At 45.2% G+C, this 24,875-nt stretch carries 19 protein-coding genes and 3 rRNA genes; 16 read left to right on the forward strand and 6 right to left on the reverse strand.

What is annotated here, in order from left to right:
• Nucleotides 1-14: 14 nt before the first annotated feature.
• Nucleotides 15-635, reverse strand: coding sequence for a thiol:disulfide interchange protein DsbA/DsbL (locus J8N69_RS10535; protein WP_168824429.1), 621 nt, complete (start codon nt 633-635; stop codon nt 15-17).
• Nucleotides 636-971: 336 nt separating this feature from the next.
• Here J8N69_RS10535 and yihA point away from each other — a divergent pair, with 336 nt between their 5' ends.
• On the forward strand, nt 972-1,616 hold the full coding sequence (gene yihA, locus J8N69_RS10540; protein WP_168824430.1) for a ribosome biogenesis GTP-binding protein YihA/YsxC: 645 nt from the start codon (nt 972-974) through the stop codon (nt 1,614-1,616).
• A 36-nt stretch (nt 1,617-1,652) separates the two neighbouring features.
• Here the strand turns inward: yihA and xseA are convergent, their stop codons facing one another.
• The gene (gene xseA / locus J8N69_RS10545) at nt 1,653-3,008 is read right to left on the reverse strand and encodes an exodeoxyribonuclease VII large subunit (RefSeq protein ID WP_168824431.1); all 1,356 of its coding nucleotides are present in this window, start codon (nt 3,006-3,008) and stop codon (nt 1,653-1,655) included.
• Nucleotides 3,009-3,101: 93 nt separating this feature from the next.
• Between xseA and guaB the strand changes: the two genes are divergently transcribed.
• From guaB to J8N69_RS10585, 8 genes are all read left to right on the forward strand, one after another.
• A complete protein-coding gene (gene guaB / locus J8N69_RS10550; protein ID WP_168824432.1) occupies nt 3,102-4,568 on the forward strand; it encodes an IMP dehydrogenase in 1,467 nt (488 codons plus the stop codon).
• A 128-nt stretch (nt 4,569-4,696) separates the two neighbouring features.
• A complete protein-coding gene (gene guaA, locus J8N69_RS10555) occupies nt 4,697-6,274 on the forward strand; it encodes a glutamine-hydrolyzing GMP synthase (protein WP_168824433.1) in 1,578 nt (525 codons plus the stop codon).
• Nucleotides 6,275-6,371: 97 nt separating this feature from the next.
• Nucleotides 6,372-7,082, forward strand: coding sequence for a DNA/RNA nuclease SfsA (sfsA, locus tag J8N69_RS10560; protein WP_168824434.1), 711 nt, complete (start codon nt 6,372-6,374; stop codon nt 7,080-7,082).
• Nucleotides 7,083-7,544: 462 nt separating this feature from the next.
• Nucleotides 7,545-9,082 (forward strand): 16S ribosomal RNA (locus J8N69_RS10565).
• 374 nt (nt 9,083-9,456) lie between these two features.
• Nucleotides 9,457-12,355: ribosomal RNA gene (locus J8N69_RS10570) — 23S ribosomal RNA — on the forward strand.
• 226 nt (nt 12,356-12,581) lie between these two features.
• A 5S ribosomal RNA gene (gene rrf, locus J8N69_RS10575) occupies nt 12,582-12,696 on the forward strand.
• The 16S, 23S and 5S rRNA genes sit together here, the layout of an rRNA operon.
• Before the next feature lie 2,239 nt (nt 12,697-14,935).
• Entirely contained in the window at nt 14,936-15,145 is a 210-nt protein-coding gene (locus J8N69_RS10580) for a cold-shock protein (RefSeq protein ID WP_024024079.1), read from the forward strand.
• Between the two features lie 149 nt (nt 15,146-15,294).
• Entirely contained in the window at nt 15,295-15,840 is a 546-nt protein-coding gene (locus J8N69_RS10585) for a DUF2058 domain-containing protein (protein WP_211085227.1), read from the forward strand.
• Between the two features lie 107 nt (nt 15,841-15,947).
• Here J8N69_RS10585 and J8N69_RS10590 read toward each other — a convergent pair whose 3' ends face one another.
• Nucleotides 15,948-16,193: a hypothetical protein gene (locus tag J8N69_RS10590; protein ID WP_227803871.1), complete on the reverse strand. Its 246-nt coding sequence runs from the start codon at nt 16,191-16,193 to the stop codon at nt 15,948-15,950.
• Between the two features lie 50 nt (nt 16,194-16,243).
• Here J8N69_RS10590 and J8N69_RS10595 point away from each other — a divergent pair, with 50 nt between their 5' ends.
• From J8N69_RS10595 to J8N69_RS10605, 3 genes are all read left to right on the forward strand, one after another.
• Complete coding sequence (locus tag J8N69_RS10595) at nt 16,244-17,182, forward strand: porin (RefSeq protein WP_168827587.1); 939 nt, start codon at nt 16,244-16,246, stop codon at nt 17,180-17,182.
• 258 nt (nt 17,183-17,440) lie between these two features.
• Nucleotides 17,441-18,079, forward strand: coding sequence for a cupin domain-containing protein (locus J8N69_RS10600; RefSeq protein WP_168827586.1), 639 nt, complete (start codon nt 17,441-17,443; stop codon nt 18,077-18,079).
• Nucleotides 18,080-18,107: 28 nt separating this feature from the next.
• Nucleotides 18,108-18,815 carry a fumarylacetoacetate hydrolase family protein gene (locus tag J8N69_RS10605; protein WP_168827585.1) on the forward strand — a complete coding sequence of 236 codons (708 nt, stop codon included), beginning with the start codon at nt 18,108-18,110 and terminating at the stop codon, nt 18,813-18,815.
• Here J8N69_RS10605 and J8N69_RS10610 read toward each other — a convergent pair.
• Both J8N69_RS10610 and J8N69_RS10615 read right to left on the reverse strand, forming a co-directional pair.
• Nucleotides 18,805-19,263: a tRNA-uridine aminocarboxypropyltransferase gene (locus J8N69_RS10610; RefSeq protein WP_168827584.1), complete on the reverse strand. Its 459-nt coding sequence runs from the start codon at nt 19,261-19,263 to the stop codon at nt 18,805-18,807. The two genes, J8N69_RS10605 and J8N69_RS10610, sit on opposite strands and share 11 nt — an antisense overlap.
• Before the next feature lie 142 nt (nt 19,264-19,405).
• Complete coding sequence (locus J8N69_RS10615; protein WP_227803872.1) at nt 19,406-20,617, reverse strand: ammonium transporter; 1,212 nt, start codon at nt 20,615-20,617, stop codon at nt 19,406-19,408.
• A gap of 422 nt (nt 20,618-21,039) precedes the next feature.
• Between J8N69_RS10615 and J8N69_RS10620 the strand changes: the two genes are divergently transcribed.
• Entirely contained in the window at nt 21,040-21,252 is a 213-nt protein-coding gene (locus tag J8N69_RS10620; protein WP_168827583.1) for a cold-shock protein, read from the forward strand.
• An 82-nt stretch (nt 21,253-21,334) separates the two neighbouring features.
• Nucleotides 21,335-22,027 (forward strand): glutathione S-transferase, encoded by a 693-nt coding sequence (locus J8N69_RS10625; RefSeq protein WP_168827582.1) that lies wholly within the window; start codon nt 21,335-21,337, stop codon nt 22,025-22,027.
• Nucleotides 22,028-22,051: 24 nt separating this feature from the next.
• On the opposite strand, the gene J8N69_RS10630 is transcribed toward J8N69_RS10625, so the two are convergent.
• Complete coding sequence (locus J8N69_RS10630; protein ID WP_168827580.1) at nt 22,052-22,894, reverse strand: outer membrane protein assembly factor BamD; 843 nt, start codon at nt 22,892-22,894, stop codon at nt 22,052-22,054.
• A 160-nt stretch (nt 22,895-23,054) separates the two neighbouring features.
• Between J8N69_RS10630 and rluD the strand changes: the two genes are divergently transcribed.
• Together rluD and pgeF are read left to right on the forward strand one after the other, a co-directional pair.
• Entirely contained in the window at nt 23,055-24,038 is a 984-nt protein-coding gene (gene rluD, locus J8N69_RS10635; protein ID WP_168827578.1) for a 23S rRNA pseudouridine(1911/1915/1917) synthase RluD, read from the forward strand.
• A 62-nt stretch (nt 24,039-24,100) separates the two neighbouring features.
• Nucleotides 24,101-24,847, forward strand: coding sequence for a peptidoglycan editing factor PgeF (pgeF, locus tag J8N69_RS10640; RefSeq protein ID WP_168827576.1), 747 nt, complete (start codon nt 24,101-24,103; stop codon nt 24,845-24,847).
• Nucleotides 24,848-24,875 lie beyond the last annotated feature (28 nt).

The following is a 24,875-nucleotide window of genomic DNA, read 5'->3' on the forward strand; positions in this document are numbered from 1 at the left end:
CGCCTCGGTATGGGTTATTTTTGACGTTCTTTTTCAATTAGAAAGTCAACGACGTTAAATATATTTTCATTGCCATTGGCGGTTTCTGCACTGACTAAATATTTGCCATTGACTATGATGCCAGGTACGCCTCGAGCACCATAAGCGCGGATTTTTGCGTCCGCTTGACTTAAGCGGCTATTGACCGCGAATGAGTCGTATTGCTTGCGAAAGTCATCTTCACTCACATCATAATTAGCAAAGAAACTGGCCAGTGCGTCTTCTGAGTTTAGATTACGACGTTCAACATGGATAGCGCTAAAAAGGTCGGCGCGTATTTTGTCTTCGATGCCCAGTAAATCTGCAACATAAAAGGCTTTAGCATGGGCCAACCAGCCACGACCAAACACCGCGGGCAAATATTTAAAGTCGACATCGTTGGGGAGGTCTTTTTTCCATGCCTGAACAAGAGGTTCTAGGCTATAGCAGTGTGGGCAGCCATACCAAAAAATTTCAGTCACTTCGACCTTGCTAGAATCACTGGTACGGACAGGGGTTTTGATGCTGGTATAGCCATTGCCATCACTGTATTCGGCGGCGGTCGCGGTCAATGGAATAAGTAAGGATAGTATCAGCGCTGAAAACAGCTTTTTCATGGGTTGCTCCTAATAGATTTGTTTTTTAAAGATATTCTTACATCATGCACAGAATTGCACCAGAATGCGATTCTATCCGCTCTGAAGCGTTCTGCTTTTTCAGTAAGTTTACATAAAACTTACATTGCATCTTGTGATCCGGCCATGGTCATTTCGAAGGGTTTAATGGTTAACGACCGGTTTAATGCGTCGTCGTTAGTGATAATGAGTGTTGTGCCTCGGTCTCTTTATGACTTTTTTGCTTTAACGTGGCATATCGCGGCATTTGCTGGCATTATAGCCAGTCAATAACGTGAACCTGAATGCAACTCTGAATCTACTGACGAATATCAACTTATGACCCCTTTTGACTCCACTTTCCAATCCGCGCACTTTATTAAAAGTGCAGAGAAACTTTCTCAATGCCCCTTAGACCAAGGTGTCGAAGTTGCATTTGCTGGTCGCTCAAATGCGGGAAAATCCACCGCATTAAACACACTGACCAATCAAAAAAAGCTGGCTCGAACCTCGAAAACACCGGGCCGAACACAGTTAATTAATTGTTTTGGCTTAAATGTCGAGGATCGACGTTTGATCGATCTTCCCGGTTATGGTTTTGCTAAAGTGCCAATCGCGATGAAAAAAGTTTGGCAAGCGCACATGCAGGACTACTTGATGAATCGTCGCTCCTTAGCGGGTGTGGTGTTGGTGATGGACATACGTCACCCATTAAAAGAGTTTGATGAAATGATGATTGATTGGGCGAAGTCCAATCGAATGAAAGTTCATGTATTACTCACTAAATCGGATAAGCTAAAACGTGGACCGGCAAAATCGACCATGTTGGCGGTTCAGCGAGTCATTGACGCGCAAAATATAGATGGTTCTGTACAGACTTTCTCGTCGTTAAACGGTGATGGTATTGACGAGTTGCGCACTAAGCTTGCGCAGTGGTTGGTACTTGATAATCTTAATGAGATCCCTGTATCGCCAAATGCCTGATAACATTGATCGGAGTCATTTTGTTAGCCTCTGTCGCTAACGAATGACTCGATTTGTTGCCTCTACTTGGCAGTGAATCACACCATCTTCTACTCTTACCGAAATCAGGTCACCTTTTCCCACATTGTTAACAGAACGAATAACCTGCTGGTCTTTGGATGCAATCGCATAGCCTCTTGCTAACGTATTGAGTGGACTGACGAGGTTTAGCTTGTCGATAATACGAGCAAAGGCGGTTTGCTTGTTGGTTAGGGTGCTGTTTAATGCGCGGGCAAGTCGAGCGTCGATGTCTTTGAGTTTTTGCCTGTTCTGATCAATGTGCTGAGTTGGGCTGTTTTTTTCAAGTCTATGGGCTAAATTGGCGGTTTGGGTTTGTTGTTCCAGCATTTTGCGCTGCATACTGTGTTGTAAACGGCGCTTGAGCTGATCAAGCTGGTTCTGTTGTTGCTCGATGCGATCTTTTGGATGACGAATCCGTTTCGTCATGAAGTCGAGCTGTTGTTGGCTTTGTTCGAGAATACGCGACATGCGTCGCACGAGTTGTTTCTCTTGTTGCTCGATTTGTCGAACCAATTGGTGACGGTCTGGGCTTAAAAGCTCCGCAGCAGCGGTGGGTGTGGCGGCACGAACGTCGGCGACAAAGTCGGCAATAGTAAAGTCTGTTTCATGGCCGACCGCAGAAACAATCGGGGTTTTGGCGGCAAAAATAGCGCGTGCTAAGGTTTCGTCGTTAAAGCTCCATAAATCTTCCAGTGAACCACCACCACGCCCTAGAATAATCGCATCAAAGTGTCCGCTGCCATCGGCTCGTTGTAGTTGTCTTAGGATGTTTTTGGCGGCGTCTTGGCCTTGTACTAAAGAGGGTAGAATGGTCAGTTCCGTTAATGGAAAACGTCGACGGAAGGCAATAATCATATCGCGAACTGCCGCACCAATAGGGGAGGTAATAATGGCAACCCGATCGGGCTTAGTTGGTAGTGGTTTTTTGTGTTCGGGTGCGAATAGGCTTTCGGCTTGTAAGGTGTTTTTTAGGCGTTCAAAGGCTTGTTGTAGTGCGCCTTCACCCGCGGATTCCATGCTCTCGACGCTGAGCTGACAGTCGCCTCTTGGACCATAAAAAGTGACGCGCGCGCGCAAGCGAACCATGTCGCCATCTTTTGGTTTGAAGCGGACGGCGGCGTTTTTGCCTTTGAACATGGCGCAGCGGATTTGTGCTTTGTCATCTTTAAGGGAAAAGTACCAATGTCCTGAGCCCGGTTTGGCGAGATTAGAGATTTCTCCTTCCACCAAAATCCATGGCAAACTGGCTTCAAATAGTTGTTGTATCTGTCTATTTAGCTGGGATACGGTAAAAGCTGTTTCATGTGATGCAGAAGTTGTAAAATTTTTCATCAATCTCTCGTGGTTTTGATTTACCGAATGCAACTATTGGAGTAGAATTACTTGCCATCTTAACACCCTTGTTGGCATTGGAAACTCCCCATTATGTTACGAATCGTGCAAGAAGCTTTAACGTTTGACGACGTGTTGCTTATCCCCGGCTATTCCGAAGTTCTTCCTAAGGATGTTAGCCTCAAAACGAAAATCACTAAAGACATCGAATTAAATATTCCGCTTACGTCTTCAGCGATGGATACCGTTACTGAATATCGCATGGCGATTGCTTTGGCTCAAGAAGGTGGCATAGGCATTGTGCACAAAAACTTGACCATTGAAGAGCAAGCTCGTGAAGTGCGTCGCGTGAAAAAGTTCGAAAGCGGCATTGTTCGTGATCTGGTCACCATTCATCCTGAAGCCAGTGTTAAAGAGCTAATGGAACTGACGGCGGCGAACAACATTTCAAGTGTACCGGTTGTTCAAGGCAGTGATTTGGTTGGTATTGTCACCAGCCGTGATGTGCGCTTTGTCAAAGATTACGATAAGAAAGTCTCTGACATCATGACGCCAAAAGACCGTCTTGTGACGGCGCTTGAAGGGGCGTCTTCTGGCTCTATCCGCAAATTGCTGCATGAAAATCGCATTGAGAAAGTGTTGATTGTGAATGAGCAGTTTGAGTTGCGTGGCATGGTTACTGTAACCGATTTTAATAAAGCCACCACCTACCCTCATGCCTGTAAAGACGATCAAGGTCGTTTACGTGTTGGTGCCGCTGTTGGTACGGGTGCGGATACAGCCGATCGCGTGAAAGCTTTGTCTGACGCTGGTGTTGATATCATTGTCGTTGATACCGCGCATGGTCATTCTAAAGGCGTTATCGATCGCGTGCGTTGGGTGAAAGAAAACTTCCCTCATATTCAAGTGATTGGTGGCAATATCGCGACAGCTGAAGCGGCGATCGCCCTTGCTGATGCGGGCGCTGATGGTGTGAAAGTCGGTATCGGCCCAGGTTCTATCTGTACCACGCGTATTGTTGCTGGTGTGGGTGTTCCACAAATCAGTGCGGTGGCAAATGTTGCTGAAGTCATGAATGCTCGTGGTATTCCCGTTATCGCCGATGGCGGTGTGCGTTTTTCTGGCGATATCAGTAAAGCGATTGCCGCGGGTGCGAGCGTTATCATGGTGGGTGGTTTGCTTGCCGGTACGGATGAAGCGCCGGGTGAAGTGGTGCTTTTCCAAGGTCGCTCATTCAAGGCTTACCGTGGTATGGGGTCGCTAGGTGCGATGTCTCAATCTCAGGGTTCAAGCGATCGCTACTTCCAAGATTCAAGCAGCGTTGAAAAATTGGTTCCAGAAGGTATTGAAGGCCGTGTGCCATCAAAAGGCCCAATGGCCGCTGTTATTCACCAGTTGATGGGGGGGGTGCGTTCTTCTATGGGCTACACTGGATCACCTGATATTGAAACGATGCGTACTAAGACTCAGTTTTCTCAGATTACGGGTGCTGGTATGCGTGAAAGTCACGTTCATGATGTGACGATTACAAAAGAAGCGCCAAATTATCACGTGGGCTAATTGCCCGGTAATTTGACACTGAGATGGGGCGTACAACACGCCCCATCTTTATTTATTGCTCTTACTATTTATTGATTACTTCTACGAAAAGAGTTGCCTCTTAAGTAGAGTGAAAGGAATGGCTAATAATGTCGCAAGATATCCACGCTCATAAAATTCTTATTCTTGATTTTGGTTCTCAGTACACTCAGCTGATTGCGCGTCGTGTTCGTGAAATTGGTGTTTACTGTGAAGTTCGTGCTTTTGATATGGAAAATCAAGAGGTTATCGACTTCGATCCAAAAGGTATCATCCTTGCTGGTGGCCCTGAATCCGTTCCTGAGCCAGGTTCTCCACGAGCTCCGGAAGCCGTATTTACATTGGGTGTGCCGGTCTTTGGTATTTGTTACGGCATGCAAACCATGGCAGAGCAGTTGGGCGGTAAAGTTCAAGGCTCTGACATTCGTGAGTTTGGTTACGCGCAAATCCGTAAACATGAAGGTCCAGCATTATTTGACGGTATTCAAGATCATATCGCCAACAACGGCGTTGCTTTGCTTGATGTGTGGATGAGTCATGGTGATAAAGTTATCGCTATGCCAGAAGACTTTACTTTGATGGCATCGACTGACAGCTGCCCAATTGCCGCCATGGCAAACGAAACGAAGAAATTTTACGGTGTGCAATTTCACCCCGAAGTAACGCATACGTTACAAGGCGGCCGGATTCTGTCTCGCTTCATTGTCGATATTTGCGGCTGTGACACTTTATGGACGCCTGCCAACATTGCGCAAGACGCTATCGAGCGTATGCAAGAACAAGTTGGTGATCGTAAAGTATTGTTAGCCTTGTCTGGTGGTGTGGATTCGTCTGTCGTTGCTGCTTTGCTTCATAAAGCGATTGGCGATCAATTGACTTGTGTGTTTGTGGATAACGGTTTGCTTCGTTTAAACGAAGGTGATCAGGTTATGAAAATGTTCGCTGACAACATGGGTGTGAAAGTTATCCGTGTTGATGCGGAGGACTTGTTCCTTGGTAAGTTAGCTGGCGAAAACGATCCTGAGAAAAAACGTAAGATCATTGGTAATACTTTTATCGAGATCTTCGATGAAGAGTCTTCTAAATTAGATGGCATTGATTTCCTTGCTCAGGGCACGATTTACCCTGACGTAATCGAATCTGCGGCTTCAAAAACTGGCAAGGCTCATGTTATCAAGTCTCATCACAATGTTGGTGGTCTACCTGATGATATGAAAATGGAGTTGGTTGAGCCACTTCGTGAATTGTTTAAAGACGAAGTGCGTAAGTTGGGTCTAGAGCTAGGTCTTCCTTATGACATGGTTTATCGTCACCCGTTCCCAGGTCCGGGTTTGGGTGTGCGTATCTTGGGTGAAGTGAAAAAAGAATACGCTGACATCCTTCGTCGTGCGGACGCTATCTTTATCGAAGAATTGCGTCGCTCTGGTTGGTACGACAAAACAAGCCAAGCCTTTGCTGTATTTCTTCCAGTTAAATCGGTCGGTGTTGTAGGTGATGGTCGTCGTTACGAATACGTGGTGGCACTTCGTGCCGTTGAAACCATCGACTTCATGACCGCTCGTTGGGCTCATCTTCCTTACGAATTATTGGAAACGGTTTCTGGTCGCATCATTAACGAAATCGAACATATTTCTCGCGTGACTTACGATGTATCTTCTAAGCCACCGGCGACGATAGAGTGGGAATGATTATCTCTCATTAATCGTCTAATAAAACGGCTCTCTTTATCGTAAAGAGGGCCGTTTTTGTTTGTGTTGAATTCCGAAAAAATTTTGGAGCATGGTTATGAGATTTCCAACGCCCTTAATAGAAGGGAAATTGATTAAACGCTATAAGCGCTTTTTGTCGGATATCGAATTGCCGAATGGCGAGGTCGTGGTGGCGCATTGTCCGAATACGGGATCAATGAAGCGATGCCAGCAGGATGGTGCTCGAGTATGGCTGTCTAAAAGTGATAATCCAAAACGTAAGCTGGCTTATACGTGGGAGCTGGTGGAAGTCGATGACAAATATTTGGCCTGCATCAATACGGGTTACCCTAATAAGTTGGTTGGCGAAGCGATTGCCAATGGTGTTGTGACAGAGCTTGTTGGGTATGCAGAACAGAAAGCAGAAGTGAAGTATGGTGAAAAAAGTCGTATCGATTGGTTGTTGACTGGTGATGATGGTCGCAAGTGTTATGTAGAAGTCAAAAACGTCACCTTGTTAGAAGAGGGTGGTTTGGGGTATTTTCCTGATGCGGTGACGGATCGTGGGCGTAAACATCTATATGAATTGGCTAAAATGGTGGAAGAGGGTCATCGTGCGGTGATGTTTTTTTGTGTGAGTCATACTGGAATTGATTCCGTCACGCCTGCTGCGCATATCGATAAAAAATACGCGCAAACTTTTAAAGAGGTAGTTGCAAAAGGTGTTGAGGTTATTGCGTATCGAGTGGCAATTGACCTATTGGAAATGAAAATAGTGCACCCTGTGTCAGTTTTTATGCCTGAATGACAAGTTTAGCGGTATCTGGCATTATTAATTTTGGCTGCTTTATAACCATAAAGAGTGTTTTTGGCGGTTTTGTGGACAATTTGGTTTTTATTTAAAATAAATTAGCAGAAAGTGTCAAAAAGGGTTGCACAAAATCTGTAGATCCTTAATATACGCCCTCGCTGACACGGACAAGGCTTCAGAGCAACGAAGACCAAGTTCAACTTAATCAGATTAAGATCTGGTAAAGAATTCAAGTCAGCCCGCTCTTTAAAATAGATAATCAGATAATTTGTGTGGGCGCTCGCTGGAGGCTTCAGAAGATCATCGCAGACCGGTTTTACCGAGATGTAGTTGATCAAAAAAATTGAAGTCTTACGAGTGTTTATACAGTAATTCGCTTTATGTTGGCTTGTTGTTTTTCGAAGCAGTGAGTCGATTAAGTTATAGTTAGTGTAATAGATTTGAGTAAGCAAGCTTTTTTAACTGAAGAGTTTGATCATGGCTCAGATTGAACGCTGGCGGCAGGCTTAACACATGCAAGTCGAGCGGTAACAGGGGAGCTTGCTCCTGCTGACGAGCGGCGGACGGGTGAGTAACGCGTAGGAATCTGCCTAGTAGAGGGGGACAACATGTGGAAACGCATGCTAATACCGCATACACCCTGAGGGGGAAAGGAGGGGATCACTTGTGACCTTCCGCTATTAGATGAGCCTGCGTAAGATTAGCTAGTTGGTAGGGTAAAGGCCTACCAAGGCGACGATCTTTAACTGGTCTGAGAGGATGGCCAGTCACACTGGGACTGAGACACGGCCCAGACTCCTACGGGAGGCAGCAGTGGGGAATATTGGACAATGGGCGCAAGCCTGATCCAGCCATGCCGCGTGTGTGAAGAAGGCCTTAGGGTTGTAAAGCACTTTCAGGGGTGAGGAAGGGCGTTTGGCTAATATCCAAATGTTTTGACGTTAGCCCCAGAAGAAGCACCGGCTAACTCTGTGCCAGCAGCCGCGGTAATACAGAGGGTGCAAGCGTTAATCGGAATTACTGGGCGTAAAGCGCGCGTAGGTGGTTTGTTAAGTCGGATGTGAAATCCCAGGGCTCAACCTTGGAATGGCACCCGATACTGGCTAGCTAGAGTATGGTAGAGGGGTGTGGAATTTCCTGTGTAGCGGTGAAATGCGTAGATATAGGAAGGAACATCAGTGGCGAAGGCGACACCCTGGACTAATACTGACACTGAGGTGCGAAAGCGTGGGGAGCAAACAGGATTAGATACCCTGGTAGTCCACGCCGTAAACGATGTCTACTAGCCGTTGGGTTGTAATGACTTAGTGGCGCAGCTAACGCAATAAGTAGACCGCCTGGGGAGTACGGCCGCAAGGTTAAAACTCAAATGAATTGACGGGGGCCCGCACAAGCGGTGGAGCATGTGGTTTAATTCGACGCAACGCGAAGAACCTTACCTACTCTTGACATCCACAGAACATTTGAGAGATCAGATGGTGCCTTCGGGAACTGTGAGACAGGTGCTGCATGGCTGTCGTCAGCTCGTGTTGTGAAATGTTGGGTTAAGTCCCGTAACGAGCGCAACCCTTATCCTTATTTGCCAGCACTTCGGGTGGGAACTTTAAGGAGACTGCCGGTGACAAACCGGAGGAAGGTGGGGACGACGTCAAGTCATCATGGCCCTTACGAGTAGGGCTACACACGTGCTACAATGGCGTATACAGAGGGCAGCGAGCTAGCGATAGTGAGCGAATCCCAGAAAGTACGTCGTAGTCCGGATTGGAGTCTGCAACTCGACTCCATGAAGTCGGAATCGCTAGTAATCGTGAATCAGAATGTCACGGTGAATACGTTCCCGGGCCTTGTACACACCGCCCGTCACACCATGGGAGTTGATTGCTCCAGAAGTAGGTAGTCTAACCGCAAGGGGGACGCTTACCACGGAGTGGTCAATGACTGGGGTGAAGTCGTAACAAGGTAGCCCTAGGGGAACCTGGGGCTGGATCACCTCCTTAAACGATAGAAGGCTCTGGTGAGCGTTCACACAAATTATCTGATACCTATCTTAAAAGCATTAGCACAAAGTATTAAGCAAGACGCTAAGCATCAAACACGACTGTGATTGATGATTTTTAGTCTCTGACTTAGTGCTTTGCACTAAACTTGCTCTTTAACAATTCGAATTTTGAAATAACGATAAATCAAGTGTTAAACCGGTGGAAGTTCACTTGCTCTTATTCTTTAAGGATAACAGCTTAGTGACTTCTATTATCGTAAATCCAGAGAGACACAAAAGCTCTTTGGTATGTGATCTGATGGTTGTTTCTACTTTTTATACTGAGTCATTTATGGCTTTTTATTGAATCGTAAAAACTACTTTGGGTTATATGGTCAAGTGACCAAGCGTGCACGGTGGATGCCTTGGCAGTCAGAGGCGATGAAGGACGTGGTAATCTGCGAAAAGGTTCGGGGAGTCGATAAACAGGCTGTGATCCGAACATGTCCGAATGGGGAAACCCACTCTACTTGTAGAGTATCCCACAGTGAATACATAGCTGTGAGGAGGCGAACCCGGGGAACTGAAACATCTAAGTACCCGGAGGAAAAGAAATCAACCGAGATTCCCTAAGTAGCGGCGAGCGAAAGGGGATTAGCCCTTAAGTGATTTTGGTGTTAGTAGAAGGCTCTGGAAAGTGCCGCGATAGAGGGTGATAGCCCCGTATACGAAAACACCTTAATGATGAAAACGAGTAGGACGGGACACGTGTTATCCTGTCTGAATATGGGGGGACCATCCTCCAAGGCTAAATACTCCTGACTGACCGATAGTGAACCAGTACCGTGAGGGAAAGGCGAAAAGAACCCCTGTGAGGGGAGTGAAATAGATCCTGAAACCGTGTACGTACAAGCAGTGGGAGCGGACTTGTTCCGTGACTGCGTACCTTTTGTATAATGGGTCAACGACTTATTTTCAGTAGCAAGGTTAAGCGATTAGTGGAGCCGTAGGGAAACCGAGTCTTAATAGGGCGTTTAGTTGCTGGGAATAGACCCGAAACCGGGCGATCTATCCATGAGCAGGTTGAAGGTTGAGTAACATCAACTGGAGGACCGAACCCACATCCGTTGAAAAGGCTGGGGATGACTTGTGGATAGGAGTGAAAGGCTAATCAAGCTCGGAGATAGCTGGTTCTCCTCGAAAGCTATTTAGGTAGCGCCTCGTATCTCACCATTGGGGGTAGAGCACTGTTTGGGCTAGGGGGTCATCCCGACTTACCAACCCCATGCAAACTCCGAATACCAATGAGTGCAATTACGGGAGACACACGGCGGGTGCTAACGTCCGTCGTGGAAAGGGAAACAACCCAGACCGTCAGCTAAGGTCCCCAAGTGCCAGTTAAGTGGGAAACGATGTGGGAAGGCTTAGACAGCTAGGAGGTTGGCTTAGAAGCAGCCATCCTTTAAAGAAAGCGTAATAGCTCACTAGTCGAGTCGGCCTGCGCGGAAGATATAACGGGGCTCAAACTGGCCACCGAAGCTACGGATGCTTAGTTTACTAGGCATGGTAGAGGAGCGTTCTGTAAGCCGTTGAAGGTCAAGCTGTAAGGCAGGCTGGAGGTATCAGAAGTGCGAATGTTGACATGAGTAACGATAAGGGGAGTGAAAAACTCCCCCGCCGGAAGACCAAGGTTTCCTGTCCCATGTTAATCAGGGCAGGGTGAGTCGGCCCCTAAGGCGAGGCAGAAATGCGTAGTCGATGGAAAACAGGTTAATATTCCTGTACCGATGTATATTGCGATGGAGAGACGGAGAAGGCTAGGCCAGCACAGCGATGGTTGTCTGTGTTTAAGGCGGTAGGCAAGTGACTTAGGCAAATCCGGGTCACTCTTTAAGAGAGGATGTCGAGAACTGATGACGAGCCCTCTTTTGGGCGAAGTGGTTGATGCCATGCTTCCAGGAAAAACTTCTAAGCGTCAGATATACATTGACCGTACCCCAAACCGACACAGGTGGTCAGGTAGAGAATACCAAGGCGCTTGAGAGAACTCGGGTGAAGGAACTAGGCAAAATGGTACCGTAACTTCGGGAGAAGGTACGCCGGCCAGTGTGAAGGGCTTGCCCCGTAAGCACCAGTCGGTCGAAGATACCAGGTGGCTGCGACTGTTTATTAAAAACACAGCACTCTGCAAACACGAAAGTGGACGTATAGGGTGTGACGCCTGCCCGGTGCTTGAAGGTTAATTGATGGGGTTAGCGCAAGCGAAGCTCTTGATCGAAGCCCAAGTAAACGGCGGCCGTAACTATAACGGTCCTAAGGTAGCGAAATTCCTTGTCGGGTAAGTTCCGACCTGCACGAATGGCGTAACGATGGCCACACTGTCTCCACCCGAGACTCAGTGAAATTGAAATCGCAGTGAAGATGCTGTGTATCCGCGGCTAGACGGAAAGACCCCGTGAACCTTTACTATAGCTTCACAGTGAACTTTGAACCTACTTGTGTAGGATAGGTGGGAGGCTTTGAAGCGGTGACGCCAGTTACCGTGGAGCCACTCTTGAAATACCACCCTGGTATGTTTGAGGTTCTAACTCAGGTCCGTTATCCGGATCGAGGACACTGTGTGGTGGGTAGTTTGACTGGGGCGGTCTCCTCCCAAAGAGTAACGGAGGAGCACGAAGGTGTGCTCAGCATGGTCGGAAATCATGCATAGAGTGTAAAGGCAAAAGCACGCTTAACTGCGAGACAGACACGTCGAGCAGGTACGAAAGTAGGTCTTAGTGATCCGGTGGTTCTGTATGGAAGGGCCATCGCTCAACGGATAAAAGGTACTCCGGGGATAACAGGCTGATACCGCCCAAGAGTTCACATCGACGGCGGTGTTTGGCACCTCGATGTCGGCTCATCACATCCTGGGGCTGAAGCCGGTCCCAAGGGTATGGCTGTTCGCCATTTAAAGTGGTACGCGAGCTGGGTTTAGAACGTCGTGAGACAGTTCGGTCCCTATCTGCCGTGGACGTTTGAGATTTGAGAGGAGCTGCTCCTAGTACGAGAGGACCGGAGTGGACGAACCTCTGGTGTTCCGGTTGTCACGCCAGTGGCATTGCCGGGTAGCTATGTTCGGACGGGATAACCGCTGAAAGCATCTAAGCGGGAAGCCTCCCTTAAGATAAGATCTCACTGGGACCTAAGTCCCCTAAAGAGCCGTTCGAGACTAGGACGTTGATAGGTTGGGTGTGTAAGTGCTGTGAGGCATTGAGCTAACCAATACTAATTGCTCGTGAGGCTTGACCATATAACACCAAAGTGGTTTTGGATGAAGAGAGTGAAAGCTCAAGATCATCAAAGAAACAAAGACACATAGAATTACGATGAAAACAACATCGGTTTGATACTTGGTTATCACTATTTCAAAATGAATTGTTAAAGATCCAAGCACGTATTCGCGTGTTTTGAGACAAGCTAACGATAAAAAGTCAGCGCACAACACAGTGCACCTCAGAACAAACGCAACAGAATTGCTTGACGATCATAGAGGCGTTGAACCACCTGATCCCATCCCGAACTCAGAAGTGAAAAGCGCCATCGCCGATGGTAGTGTGGGAGATCCCATGTGAGAGTAGGTCGTCGTCAAGCTTTAATTTAGAAAGCCCTGATAGCTCAGCTGTCAGGGCTTTTTTTCGTCTGTAGAAAAATCAGAAACACACTTGTCTTGGTATTTGATTTGCTTGCGCCTGTTTCGCGGGCTCAACGCGTCAGCGCGAATCCAACACCAAGACGAGCTTTTGCGCTTTTGTAGGCCTGATGAGGGAGGCACGACCGTTATCAGGCGTTAGCCTATAGTAGGTTGATTATATTGGTTTTTTGTAGGTCGTGGCTTTAGCCCGACAAGGCGTAATTTGTCGAGGTGAGTTTTTGTCGGCATGCTATTTTTTCAGGGTAAATCGCGACCTACAAGATCGACAGAAGCCGTTTAGCGACAATCTCGAAGGCGGAAATCCAACACCAAGACCACGGTAAAAGCTTGCACCTGATTAAGGCAACAGTGAGAGATATACAAAGTGAACGTGCTTGAAAGGTTTTTCGCTGCATCCCTGCAGCCGCGGAATCATCCTAAAAAGTGACAGAGCCTCCGTCCTGGAGGCGTAGGCAAATCCGTTGCCCTCTGTCTGTTTATTACCCTATTCCTGTTTTGCTCTTGATACAAGCATTCATTGTCATTTTATTTTACTAGACCAATGATGGTAGGTTTTTTGATTGAGCCGAATTGGATCAAATAGGATGGTATTAACTTTTATACAAGTATTAGTTGTTACTCTGCCAAACAAAATGCGATGATTTTAACTGCTTGATAGCAGGTCATGCTATACGAAGAATGGGCAGATAAAAATCTTTGTTTTGGAGTGTAAAAGCTTGCCGTTGTAATAGATGTGAAAGTAAGAAGGGGGTGCTTGAAAAGTTTTCGCTGCATCCCTGCAGCCACGGAATCATCCTAAAAAGTGACAGAGCCTCCGTCCTGGAGGCGTAGGCAAATCTGTTTGCCCTCTGTCTGTTTATTACCCTATTCCTGTTTTGCTCTTGATACAAGCATTCATTGTTATTTTATTTTACTAGACCAATGATGGTAGGTTTTTTGATTAAGCTTGTATGAGTCGAATGGGATCAAATAGGGTGGCACTAATTCTTATACAAGTATTAGTTGTTATTTTGTCAAGTCAAATGCGATGATTTTACTTGATGACAAGTTTTATTATGCGAGGAGTAGGTAGATCAAAAATATGTATCGTCTTTGAAGGGCTTTATTTTAGGCGCTAAAAGCTTGCCTGATTAAGGCAACAGTGAGAGATATACAAAGTGAACGTGCTTGAAAGGTTTTTCGCTGCATCCCTGCAGCCGCGGAATCATCCTGAAAAGTGACAGAGCCTCCGTCCTGGAGGCGTAGGCAAATCCGTTGCCCTCTGTCTGTTTATTACCCTATTCCTGTTTTGCTTTTGATACAAGCATTCATTGTCATTTTATTTTACTAGATCAATGATGGAGGTTTTTTGATTGAGCCGAATTGGATCAAATAGGATGGTATTAACTTTTATACAAGTATTAGTTGTAGTTTCACTAAACTAAATAGGATGGCAGTTAACTGTTTGATAGCAGGTCATGCTATACGAAGAATGGACAGATAAAAATCTTTGTTTTGGAGTGTAAAAGCTTGCCGTTGTAGTAGATGTGAAAGTAAGAAGGGGAACTTTGAAAGGTTTTTCGCTGCATCCCTGCAGCCACGGAATCATCCTAAAAAGTGACAGAGCCTCCGTCCTGGAGGCGTAGGCAAATCCGTTTGCCCTCTGTCTGTTTATTACCCTATTCCTGTTTTGCTCTTGATACAAGTATTCATTGTCATTTTATTTTACTAGACCGATGGTAAATGCCTGTCTACTAGGTTTGTATAAGGCGAGTGAAGCCACTACGTTGGTTTAACTGTGTCACTCTAATGTAGAATGCCTGACGTTCTTTGAGCTGTTTGTAGGTATATTGTAAAAGGTGTCCGGGTTTGGTTGGAGGCGCAAGATCTCTACTTTGACTTTTCAAGGGTGCTCTTTTTTCTTAATAAGTTCATTTAATTCAAGGGGATAGGGTTTTTCTTGCTTCTTTTAATCAATATAATTAAAAAATGTTCAAAACTTGATTGACCTGATAGCCGAAAGAGGTCTACAATCAAGTTCGTTTAAAAGAGTTGGCAATATTTATGTCCAGAGTTGCGAATACTACGTTATGTATGTTCGGTCCTGTTAAGTCATAAGTAATACCGAGTTTTTTTAGCACTATAACGTAAGCGATTAACGCTTATGTATAAATTAACTTAACCTACAGGATAACAGACATGTCTGACGTAGTAACTGGTACAGTAAAATTTTTCAACGAAACTAAAGGTTTCGGTTTCATCACTCAGGATTCTGGTCCTGATGTTTTTGTTCATTTCTCTGCAATCAACACTTCTGGTTTCAAAACTTTGGCTGAAGGCCAAAAAGTTGAATTCCAAGTAGCTCAAGGCAAAAAAGGCCCTGAAGCTCAAAACGTTACACCTTTATAAGGTAACGTTGCTGAGGATACTCTCAGCAGTGCGAATGCTAAAAAGCGACTTTTAAGTCGCTTTTTTTGTTTTTGTAGGTTGTTCTTTTGGTCTTTGACGGCTAGGTGTATTACGCGAGTAAATATCTGATAAAAATGGGGTGATTTTTTATGGCAGTGAAGTCATTACAAGAGCAGTTATTGGGTGTCGGGCTGGTTGATAAAAAGAAAGTTAAAAAATTAAAAGCCGAAACATTGCAGAATAAACAGAAAATCAAAAAAGGAAAAATGGCCGCTACTGATGAGAGTGGACGTCAGGAGGTGTTGAAGCAGCAGAGGTTGGAGAAAGCAGAAAAAGACCGGGCTTTAAATCTTGAGCGTCAAAAGCTGGCCGAACAAAAAGCGATACAAGGCCAAATTCGGCAGATGATAGAGCAAAATCGAATTCGTAAAGAAGACGGAGATATTGCTTATCACTTTACCGACGCTAAAAAGGTAAAGAAGTTATATATCAGGCAGTCAATGCATGATGATTTAAGTCGTGGTCGTTTGGCTATTGTTAAGCTTGATCAGCAGTATGAGCTTGTTCCTGAGCCTGTGGCTATTAAGATTAATGAGCGAGATCCTTCTTATGTGCTTGTTTGCAATAATCGTGTTGAAAGTATTGAAGATGACCCTTACGCTGACTTCCAAATCCCAGATGATTTGATGTGGTAAGTTGCTTTATCTGTCCTAGAGGGTTGCTCTAACCCTCTTATATTCATTTTTTCCTTCTTCTTGTTCATTCTTCCCTTTGAAAAACATTGCGCCCTTACACAAAACTTTCAAATAAATTTACTTGGAGTGCCATTTTTATACTGGATGCGTGCATGATTGGGCTTTTGCTTAAAACTAATCCACTGATAAATATGGATTTTATCTGTAACCGAGATATCCAATAGTGATCGTAAATCCTTTTTATATGTGATTTTTAACGAAAAAAGCACTCTTAATGGATAGTTTATGCAAGTAGCTTGCATAAGGTTGTCTATTTCTGCAGAAAGTTTAGATTGTTTATCTGTTGCTTGCACAAATCAAGCGCCTACAAGAAAAGCGTATAAACATCAAAAGGGAAACGAGAATGAAAAAATCGATTATTGCTATGGCTGTATCAAGTGCAGCTCTTGCGTCTGTATCTGCTTATGCTGCTGAAGGCTCTACAGTAGATGTTTACGGTAACATCCAGTACGCCTATGCTGACAAAGAGGCTGGCGGTAACTTTGAAGACAATGGCTCTACTGTTGGCTTGAAAGGCGACACGAAAATTAATGATGACCTAAGCGCTTTCTTCAAATACGAAGTTGAGTTTGAGGCTGATCAGAAAAAAGATGGTCCTGATTCTGGAAAAGCTAATTTAGACCAAGCTTTTGTTGGTTTGAAAGGTAGTTTTGGTAAGGTGCAAGTTGGTTCGTTTGATAATATCTACAACAATGCTATCCAAGATGCAGTAGATCAGTATGAATATCTAGGTGTAACAAACGCCGATAGAACATCTGAAGGCGATACTATTGCTTACTTCTCTCCTTCTATAAATGGTTTTGAAGTGCAAGCCGCTGTGCAAGTGAAAGGCGACGCAAGCGAAGGACAAGCTACGAATGCTAACTATGACAAATCATCTTCTATGATGGTTGTTAAGTACTCTACTGGCATCGTGTCTGCGGCATTGGGTTATGACACTCGTGCTAACACTGTGGATGCTGAAGAGACAACAGGCCTAGCGGTTACTGTTATGCCTCTAGATAATTTGTCTGTTACGGCTAAATACGAAACAACGAAAGACACTCAAGACGTTCTTGGTCTAGCAGCACGTTACGGCTATGGTGTTGGCGATGTGTACGCATCTTACCAAAATGTTGATCCTGACGCGGCAGGCTCTGATAGCTTTAACGAATACGCTGCTGGCATCACTTATAGCCTAGCATCAAATATTTATGTATTTGCTGAATTGGGTGAGTTTGAAAATGCTAAATCTAGCACTACAGATACTCAAACAGCAGTGGGTGTTTACTACGGTTTCTAAGATCTTTTTCTAGAGGATTTTATTTACTCTAAGGCTCCTGCTATTTAATAAGGTGGGAGCCTTACGTTAAGTACGATCATTCAAGGTTCCATATATCTCTCTTGTAGGCAGATTGTTGGAACATCTTTGGCACCAGGTGGCAGCATCTGGTGCTTTTTTTTGCTCTGTTTTTACGGGTTTATGTAAGTAAGGAAAAACTTGATTGTTATTTGACCAAACCGTTACACTGATTTTTCATTTACTTGGTGGCGGTTTATTATGCTCAATATGGACTTTACTCAACCCTTATTTATTGACACGAACAAGGTAAATTGGGTGGTCAGTCCTATGCCTGGTGTTTATAGAAAGCCATTGGCAAGAGAAGAAGCGGAGCGTGGTCATGCGACAAGCTTGGTTCGTTATGACGCGGGGTCGGTGTTCCGTCCTCATCCCCACCCTTTAGGAGAAGAAATTCTTGTTTTGCAAGGCGTTTTTTCTGATGAACAGGGTGACTTTAGTGCGGGCAGCTATTTTAGGAATCCGCCAGGCAGTAGTCATGCTCCGTACAGTGTGGAAGGTTGTCTTTTATTGGTGAAGTTACACCAGTTCCAAAACGCAGATCTTAATCAGGTTTATATTAATTCTCCGCAAATTTGGTCATCTAAGGCGTCAGAGACTTTTCCTCTTTATCAATTTGGTAGTGAGCGCGTTTGGCTTGTTCGTATTCAGAATGGTGAGAATATATTGGCTGAATTAGACTTATCGGGCTCTGTTGAGTTATTTATGATATCAGGACAAGCGCAATATGGTGATGAGTTAATTTCTTCAGGTGTATGGCTACGAGACGCTGATTTTTCATTGGCTCATTGGTCTGTCGCGTCTAACTGTTTTATTTGGGTAAAATCAGGGCATTTTTAGCGCTTTTAAGCTTTATATTGAGGTTTCTGTGAAACATATTGTACCGGAACAAAAACGAATATTTTTACCTATCGTGGATAGTGATCAGTTATTTCCTGTCGGGCGAGTTTATTGTGTTGGTCGTAATTACGCTGAGCATTCCAAGGAGATGGGCGATGACCCAGAAAGGGATCCGCCATTCTTTTTTGCGAAAGACGCCTCAAATGTTGTGCCTGCCCTGTTTTCAGCGACCACTCATATTGCTTATCCTATGGCCACGTCACAGTTTGAATACGAAGTTGAGTTGGTCGTTGCTATCGGAAAGGGTGGTCGTCATTTAACGCTGGAGCAAGCTAGTGAGGCGATTTTAGGTTATGCCGTTGGTTTGGATATGACGCGACGCGATCTTCAAGCACAGGCGAAAAAGAAGGGGCGTCCATGGGAAGTAGGCAAATCATTTGATGAATCGGCGCCTGTGAGCCCCATTCTTTTAAAAAACAATCAACTTTCTGCGGTTGTGCTAAAAGCGGAAATTGGTCTAAAGGTAAATGGTGAAATGAAGCAGGTGAGTCATATTTCGAATTTAACCTGGTCGATAGAAGAAGTGATTTGCAAGTTGTCAGATGTTTTTGAACTGCGTCCAGGCGACTTAATCATGACGGGCACACCAGAGAATGTTGGGGCGGTGCAAGCCGGTGATGAAATAGTCGCTTGGGTTGAGCATCTGGGGGAAATTAGGGTTTGTGTTACTGATTAAACGCGGTAAATCTATCAAATAATATTGCTGTCGCTGGGTGTTGGTATTTGTTTAATAAATGAATGGCGACTTCAGCGGTACATAGTCCTTGGTTTTTTTGGTTACGTCGCTTTTTATAAACGGAGTTTACCGCGGTTATCTCATGGTGCTTGAATATTTTGAGATAGGGTGATTGGTTGTAGATTTTTCTGGCTTGTTGCCAAGTGCCATCGATAATGATGATGTTATCGACGTTTAATTGATCGTCATCCGTGTCGGTTTGCTCTGGCTTTTCGCTTGGATAAATCAATAAGGTGTTGGTTGGAGATAGATGTAAAATGGCCTCGCTAGGCGCTACTCTAGACCATACTATAATGTCACATTGCTGGCCGAGTACATCTTTTACCAATCTTCCTGTGCCTGTGGTTTTTTTAAGCTCTTCACTGTGAGAGAGCAGCCAAATTTTCATAGCGGTCGCTTATGGTAATAAATACGCTATTGTACTTAAATTTCGCTGTGTGAGAAAAGAAACCATCTAACGTTGCTCTAATAAAAGTATGAGCACAACGTCAGATGATTGATGAAATATTGCGTCTAAAAATTAGTGGGTTCTATTCTTTACCGATAGAGCCAATTTTATGAATGGATAAGTCCGCGCCGTTGAATTCCTCTTCTTCGCTTAGGCGCAACCCCGTTATTGTTCTAATGACTCCGTAAACAATAAGGCCGCTTAGTGTTGCTATTAGAACGCCACCTAAGCTGCCTATTAGTTGTGATGTGACGCTAACGCCTCCTAGCCCTCCTAGGCTTTCAGATCCAAATATACCTGCTGCAATACCGCCCCAAGCGCCACAAACACCGTGTAAGGGCCACACACCTAGGACATCATCAAGATGTTGGAACCTTTGTTGAATGTATGTAAACAAGTAGGTGAAAATGGCACCGGCAATGGCGCCCGTTGCTAGAGCGCCGATAGGGTGCATGATGTCAGATCCCGCGCATACGGCGACGAGTCCGGCTAATGGACCGTTATGAATAAAGCCTGGGTCTTTTTTTCCAAATAGCATGGCGGCGATGATGCCGCCCACCATTGCCATTAGGGAATTGACAGCCACTAGACCACTCACGCCTTCAAGCGTTTGCGCCGACATGACGTTAAAGCCAAACCAGCCTATACAAAGTATCCAAGCACCTAATGCTAAGAAAGGAATGTTGGAAGGGGCAAAAGCAACGAGTTTGCCGTTTCTAAAGCGCCCCTTACGAGTGCCAAGCAATAAAATAGCGGCTAGAGCGACCCAGCCGCCAAATGCATGCACCACAACGGATCCGGCAAAGTCATGGAAAGGTGCGCCGTATTGCGCTTCGAGCCAGCTTTGAATGCCAAAGTTCCCGTTCCAGACAATGCCTTCAAAAAATGGGTAGGCAACACCGACTATCACAGCAGCAGACACTAGCATGGGGTAAAATTTTGCACGTTCTGCGACACCGCCTGAGATGATGGCTGGAATGGCGGCGGCAAAGGTCATTAAGAAGAAGAATTTTACTAAATGGTAACCTTGCTCTTGGGCCAATATTGTGGCGCTGTCAAAAAAATTAATACCGTAAGCTAATTGATAGCCAATAAAAAAATAAACAAGAGCGGATACGGCAAAATCCGTCATGATCTTGACCAGTGCATTTACTTGGTTTTTATGGCGCACGGTTCCAACTTCTAGAAAAGCGAATCCGGCGTGCATGGCAAACACCATGATGGCGCCAAGTAACATAAAAAGCGTGTTTGAACTGGATATTAAGGTTTCCACTGCACTATTTGTGTGGGTCACGGCTGGCTCCTAATGTTTTTATCGCACCAATATGGTTTATTTTTTGATTTTTTCGCCCAACTTTGGGTCTTTTGGTGTGTATTTCTGTATTCTTCATACGCACTTATTCTCATTAAGCAATAATTATTCCACTTATGCTTTTTTTTGGTGCTGGTTTTATTTTTGCCCCATTTTGGGGTGGGGAGTCAGAGAGGGGAGATTATCTTTGCGCAGTGTCAGTAAGAGGGTTTATATTACTTTTTTTAACAATACTTGTTTTCCATTTACTTTCTATTTTATTTTTTACAATTTATTATTATTGCGTTAGCGTCATTATATTTTTAATACGCCTAACGTTTCGCCCTAGGCTAGGTTGTAATGACTTAGCGCTTGGCTACAAAGTTGCTCTGATTGGAGCAGAATAAAAAGAAAATGAGGTTGTTATGTCAGGTCAGTTAGTATCAGGTATTGTTAAGTGGTTTAATGATGAAAAAGGATTTGGCTTTATTGAACGCGAAGGCGGTGCTGATGTTTTTGTTCATTTTCGCTCTATAAATGGCAACGGTCGTCGTACTCTCTCAGAGGGTCAAAGTGTGACGTTTGAAGTCACTCAAGGGCAAAAAGGTCCTCAGGCTGAGAATGTTACCCCAGCCTAATTGAGCGTTTGACTTACTAAAAAACCATGCGTTTTTAACATCTTGTTTTACATAGGTTGTTGATGATGAACATGGTTTTTTTATGCGTGTCATTTTTACCCGATGGGAGGTTATTTTGCGGCCTGTGCTGTATTCGTTTAGGCGTTGTCCTTATGCTATGAGGGCCAGATATGTTATTGCCTTTTTAGGCATCCCTGTGCATTTGCGGGAAGTGGTTTTAAAATCTAAGCCTGCTGCGCTTTTAGCCTTGGGCGGTCGATCCAGTGTGCCTCAGCTTATTGATGTCGATGGTGTTAGATACCCAGAGAGTCTAGATATTATTTTTTGGGCACTGTCAAAATGCGATCATAAAGCAAAGTTTGCTCCGTTATGGCCTAAAAATAGTGTGCAGCAAAATAAAATAAAAGCGTGGATCGCTTACAATGATCACACTTTTAAATATTGGTTAGATCGATACAAATACGCTGATCGCTACCCTGAATATGATGAGGGCTATTATCGAGCCCGGGGAGAGGTTTTTCTACAAAGGTTGGAGCGGCGTTTAAACAAAAAGACTTTTCTCTTAGGTGAGCGTGAAAGCTTGGCTGATATGGCGATTTTTCCGTTTATACGTCAGTTTGCTGCGGTCAATCAGGTTTGGTTTGATGCCTCACAATACCCTAGTGTGAAAAGCTGGCTTGATGGTTTTATCCGTTCTGAGATATTTCAATCGGTCGTGATGGTTAAGTATCCAGTGTGGCAAGCGGGGCAAGGGGAGGTGTCCTTTCCCGCTTAAACAGTCTCGGAGTGGTTCCGATCGCTAGTCGATTAAACCGAACGTTACCCAATATAAGAAACCAGGATCGGCATCGCTGGGTTGTTTGAGAGGGATAAACTCACCTTGAGCGTTTAGGTGTGTTGAGCTGGGAAAGCTCTTCTTTAGTACGGTAAGGTTGGTTTGTGCCAGTTCTGTTTGCTGCAGATCTTGATAGGATTGAACGCTGATGGCCAGCGCATCTTCAATAGATCGTGTACTTGGATAATGCTGAATGACTTCTTGGCTGCGACGCAATGCAGAAAGAGGTGCTTTTCTTTTTAGGTAGTAGCGCGCTACTTGTAGTTCATGGCGTGCTACCATTTCACGCAGGTAATACATGCGAGCTTTGGCATCTGGCGCATAAGTGCTATTTGGAAAGCGAGCCGTAAAGTCGGCCAATTCTCTAAAGGCTTTTGATAGTTCTCTTGAATCTCGCTCGCTTGGGTCTAAGTTCAAGTAGCGCGACATTAGGCTTTCTGCACCTTTGTAGGTCGATAAAGCCCTCATGTAATAAGCGTAACCGACGGAATCGTGTTCTGGGTGGTTTTTGATAAAACGTTCAGCGCTGGCGTGTGCCGCGATGAAGTCTGCCGCCTCCATTTGGGCGTAAATTAAGTCCAGTTCTGCGCGGGTGCTGAATTCTCCAAATGGATAGCGAGAATCTAGGTCTTTTAAGTGTTTTATGGCGGTAGAAGGCAGATTTTCTTGCAGCGCTTGTTGCGCCTTATCGTAATAGACGCGCTCAGGCAGGTCTGGTTCTTGTACTTGCTGACTCGAACAGGCGACGATGAATAAAGAAAAACTTACTATTCCAGAGAAACGGAGCAACGAGTGATGAAATCCCATGTATAATCAAAACCTTGATATGGTAGTAGATTAGCCTTAATCGGCATTTTGTAGCGTTATATTGCGAAAGATGATGAAGTGCAAGGCGCTACACGTTTTTTCACTTTCAGGCTCTATGATAAATTTAATGAGCTGAAAACAACAGACTAAAGTACATTGTATGGCAGAGCGCATAGTAAAAGAAGCCCAAGTTCCATTCGATTTGGGCGGCAATCGGTTTGATCAGATCGCAACAGAATTGTTTAGCGACTATTCTCGTTCGCGAATTCAGAGTTGGATCAAAGAAGGTGCCCTAAAGGTAGATGGGCAGGTGATCAAGCCGAAAGAAAAATTATTTGGTGGAGAGACCGTGTCACTGGACATAGTGATCGAAGCCCAAGAAGAGCATGAAGCGCAAGAAATGGCGCTAGATGTTGTATACGAAGATGACGATATCATCATTATTAATAAGCCGGCTGGTTTGGTTGTGCACCCAGCGGTGGGTAACCGAGATGGCACCTTGATGAACGCGATTCTTCATCATGCGCCAGAAACGGCGCACATTCCTCGTGCAGGCATTGTCCATCGTCTTGATAAAGAAACCACGGGCTTGATGGTGGTTGCTAAGACACTGGCCGCGCAGACGGATTTAGTCGTGCAGTTGCAAGAGCGCAGCATGGGGCGTGAGTACGAAGCGATTTCTATCGGCGTGATGACCGGTGGTGGCGTGGTCGATGAGCCGATCGGTCGTCATCCACACAACCGCCAGAAGCAAGCGGTAGAGCCTGTTAATGGTAAAGACGCGGTAACGCATTATCGTCTGGTGGAACGTTTTAAAAACCATACGCATATTCGCTTGAAGCTAGAAACAGGACGTACCCATCAAATTCGTGTACACATGGCTTTTATTCAATATCCATTGGTTGGCGACCCTCAATATGGCGGTCGATTGAAAATGCCAAAGGCTTGTTCGCCAGAGTTGCAAGATGAGCTGCGTCACTTCCGTCGTCAGGCATTACACGCCAAAAAACTGGAGCTTTCTCACCCCATCACCGGAGAGTGGATGACGTGGGAAATCGATTTGCCAGATGACATGAAAAAATTATTGGATGCACTTAAAAAGGACACTGTGGAGTCTGGTAGTAACGATTCTGAGTACTTTTAACGGTCTCAGGATGATATAAAGAAAGGCCGCCTGATTGGGTGGCCTTTTTTTTCGGGGTTTTTATGTCTTCTCATGATTTTTCTTATCTTCAGCCTGATTGGCCTGCGCCTGCTTCTGTGCGTGCTTATGTCTCCACTCGTATTGGCGGCGTGAGTGAGCGACCCTTTACCTCGCTTAATCTCGGGGCTCACGTTGGGGATGTCGCTGAGCATGTTGCTGAAAATCGTCGCTTGTTTGCTCAAGTCATCGGTATGCCAGGGTCAGTGCAATGGTTAAATCAAGTGCATGGCACAAATGTGGTGAGTTTGCCTTGTCATGAAGTGCCGAGCGGTGCGGATGCGGCGGTTTCGGATCAGCTCAATCAGGTGTGCACGGTACTGACGGCGGATTGTTTGCCGGTCTTTTTTTGTGATGAGGCGGGCACCAAAGTCGCCGTGGCGCACGCCGGTTGGCGCGGTCTGTGCGCTGGCGTGTTAGAAGAGGTGTTGAAAGGCTTTGACGAAGCTGAAAAGGTTCTCGTCTGGTTGGGGCCTGCCATTGGTCCTGAGGCGTTTGAGGTTGGTGACGAGGTGCGTGAGGCATTTATTGCGCAACAACCAGAAGCACAACAGGCTTTTGTGGCGACAGAAAATGGTAAGTGGCTAGGTAATTTGTACTTATTAGCAAGACAGCGACTAATGGCAAAAGGCGTAGAGCGTATTTCTGGTGGCGAGCATTGTACTTTTACCGACAAGGCGCGCTTTTATTCCTACCGACGTGATGGGCAAACGGGCCGAATGGCCTCTGTTATTTGGTTGGCGGAGGGATGATTTTTAGCATTACTTGACGAGTGTCAAA

This window comes from Marinomonas profundi, from assembly GCF_020694005.1.
GTDB lineage: Bacteria > Pseudomonadota > Gammaproteobacteria > Pseudomonadales > Marinomonadaceae > Marinomonas > Marinomonas profundi.

Coding starts and splice junctions, on each gene's coding strand:
- J8N69_RS10535 (WP_168824429.1), bottom strand. CDS start 635: ATGAAAAAGCTGTTTTCAGCGCTGATACTATCCTTACTTATTCCATTG.
- yihA (WP_168824430.1), top strand. CDS start 972: ATGACCCCTTTTGACTCCACTTTCCAATCCGCGCACTTTATTAAAAGT.
- xseA (WP_168824431.1), bottom strand. CDS start 3,008: ATGAAAAATTTTACAACTTCTGCATCACATGAAACAGCTTTTACCGTA.
- guaB (WP_168824432.1), top strand. CDS start 3,102: ATGTTACGAATCGTGCAAGAAGCTTTAACGTTTGACGACGTGTTGCTT.
- guaA (WP_168824433.1), top strand. CDS start 4,697: ATGTCGCAAGATATCCACGCTCATAAAATTCTTATTCTTGATTTTGGT.
- sfsA (WP_168824434.1), top strand. CDS start 6,372: ATGAGATTTCCAACGCCCTTAATAGAAGGGAAATTGATTAAACGCTAT.
- J8N69_RS10580 (WP_024024079.1), top strand. CDS start 14,936: ATGTCTGACGTAGTAACTGGTACAGTAAAATTTTTCAACGAAACTAAA.
- J8N69_RS10585 (WP_211085227.1), top strand. CDS start 15,295: ATGGCAGTGAAGTCATTACAAGAGCAGTTATTGGGTGTCGGGCTGGTT.
- J8N69_RS10595 (WP_168827587.1), top strand. CDS start 16,244: ATGAAAAAATCGATTATTGCTATGGCTGTATCAAGTGCAGCTCTTGCG.
- J8N69_RS10600 (WP_168827586.1), top strand. CDS start 17,441: ATGCTCAATATGGACTTTACTCAACCCTTATTTATTGACACGAACAAG.
- J8N69_RS10610 (WP_168827584.1), bottom strand. CDS start 19,263: ATGAAAATTTGGCTGCTCTCTCACAGTGAAGAGCTTAAAAAAACCACA.
- J8N69_RS10620 (WP_168827583.1), top strand. CDS start 21,040: ATGTCAGGTCAGTTAGTATCAGGTATTGTTAAGTGGTTTAATGATGAA.
- J8N69_RS10625 (WP_168827582.1), top strand. CDS start 21,335: ATGCGTGTCATTTTTACCCGATGGGAGGTTATTTTGCGGCCTGTGCTG.
- J8N69_RS10630 (WP_168827580.1), bottom strand. CDS start 22,894: ATGGGATTTCATCACTCGTTGCTCCGTTTCTCTGGAATAGTAAGTTTT.
- rluD (WP_168827578.1), top strand. CDS start 23,055: ATGGCAGAGCGCATAGTAAAAGAAGCCCAAGTTCCATTCGATTTGGGC.
- pgeF (WP_168827576.1), top strand. CDS start 24,101: ATGTCTTCTCATGATTTTTCTTATCTTCAGCCTGATTGGCCTGCGCCT.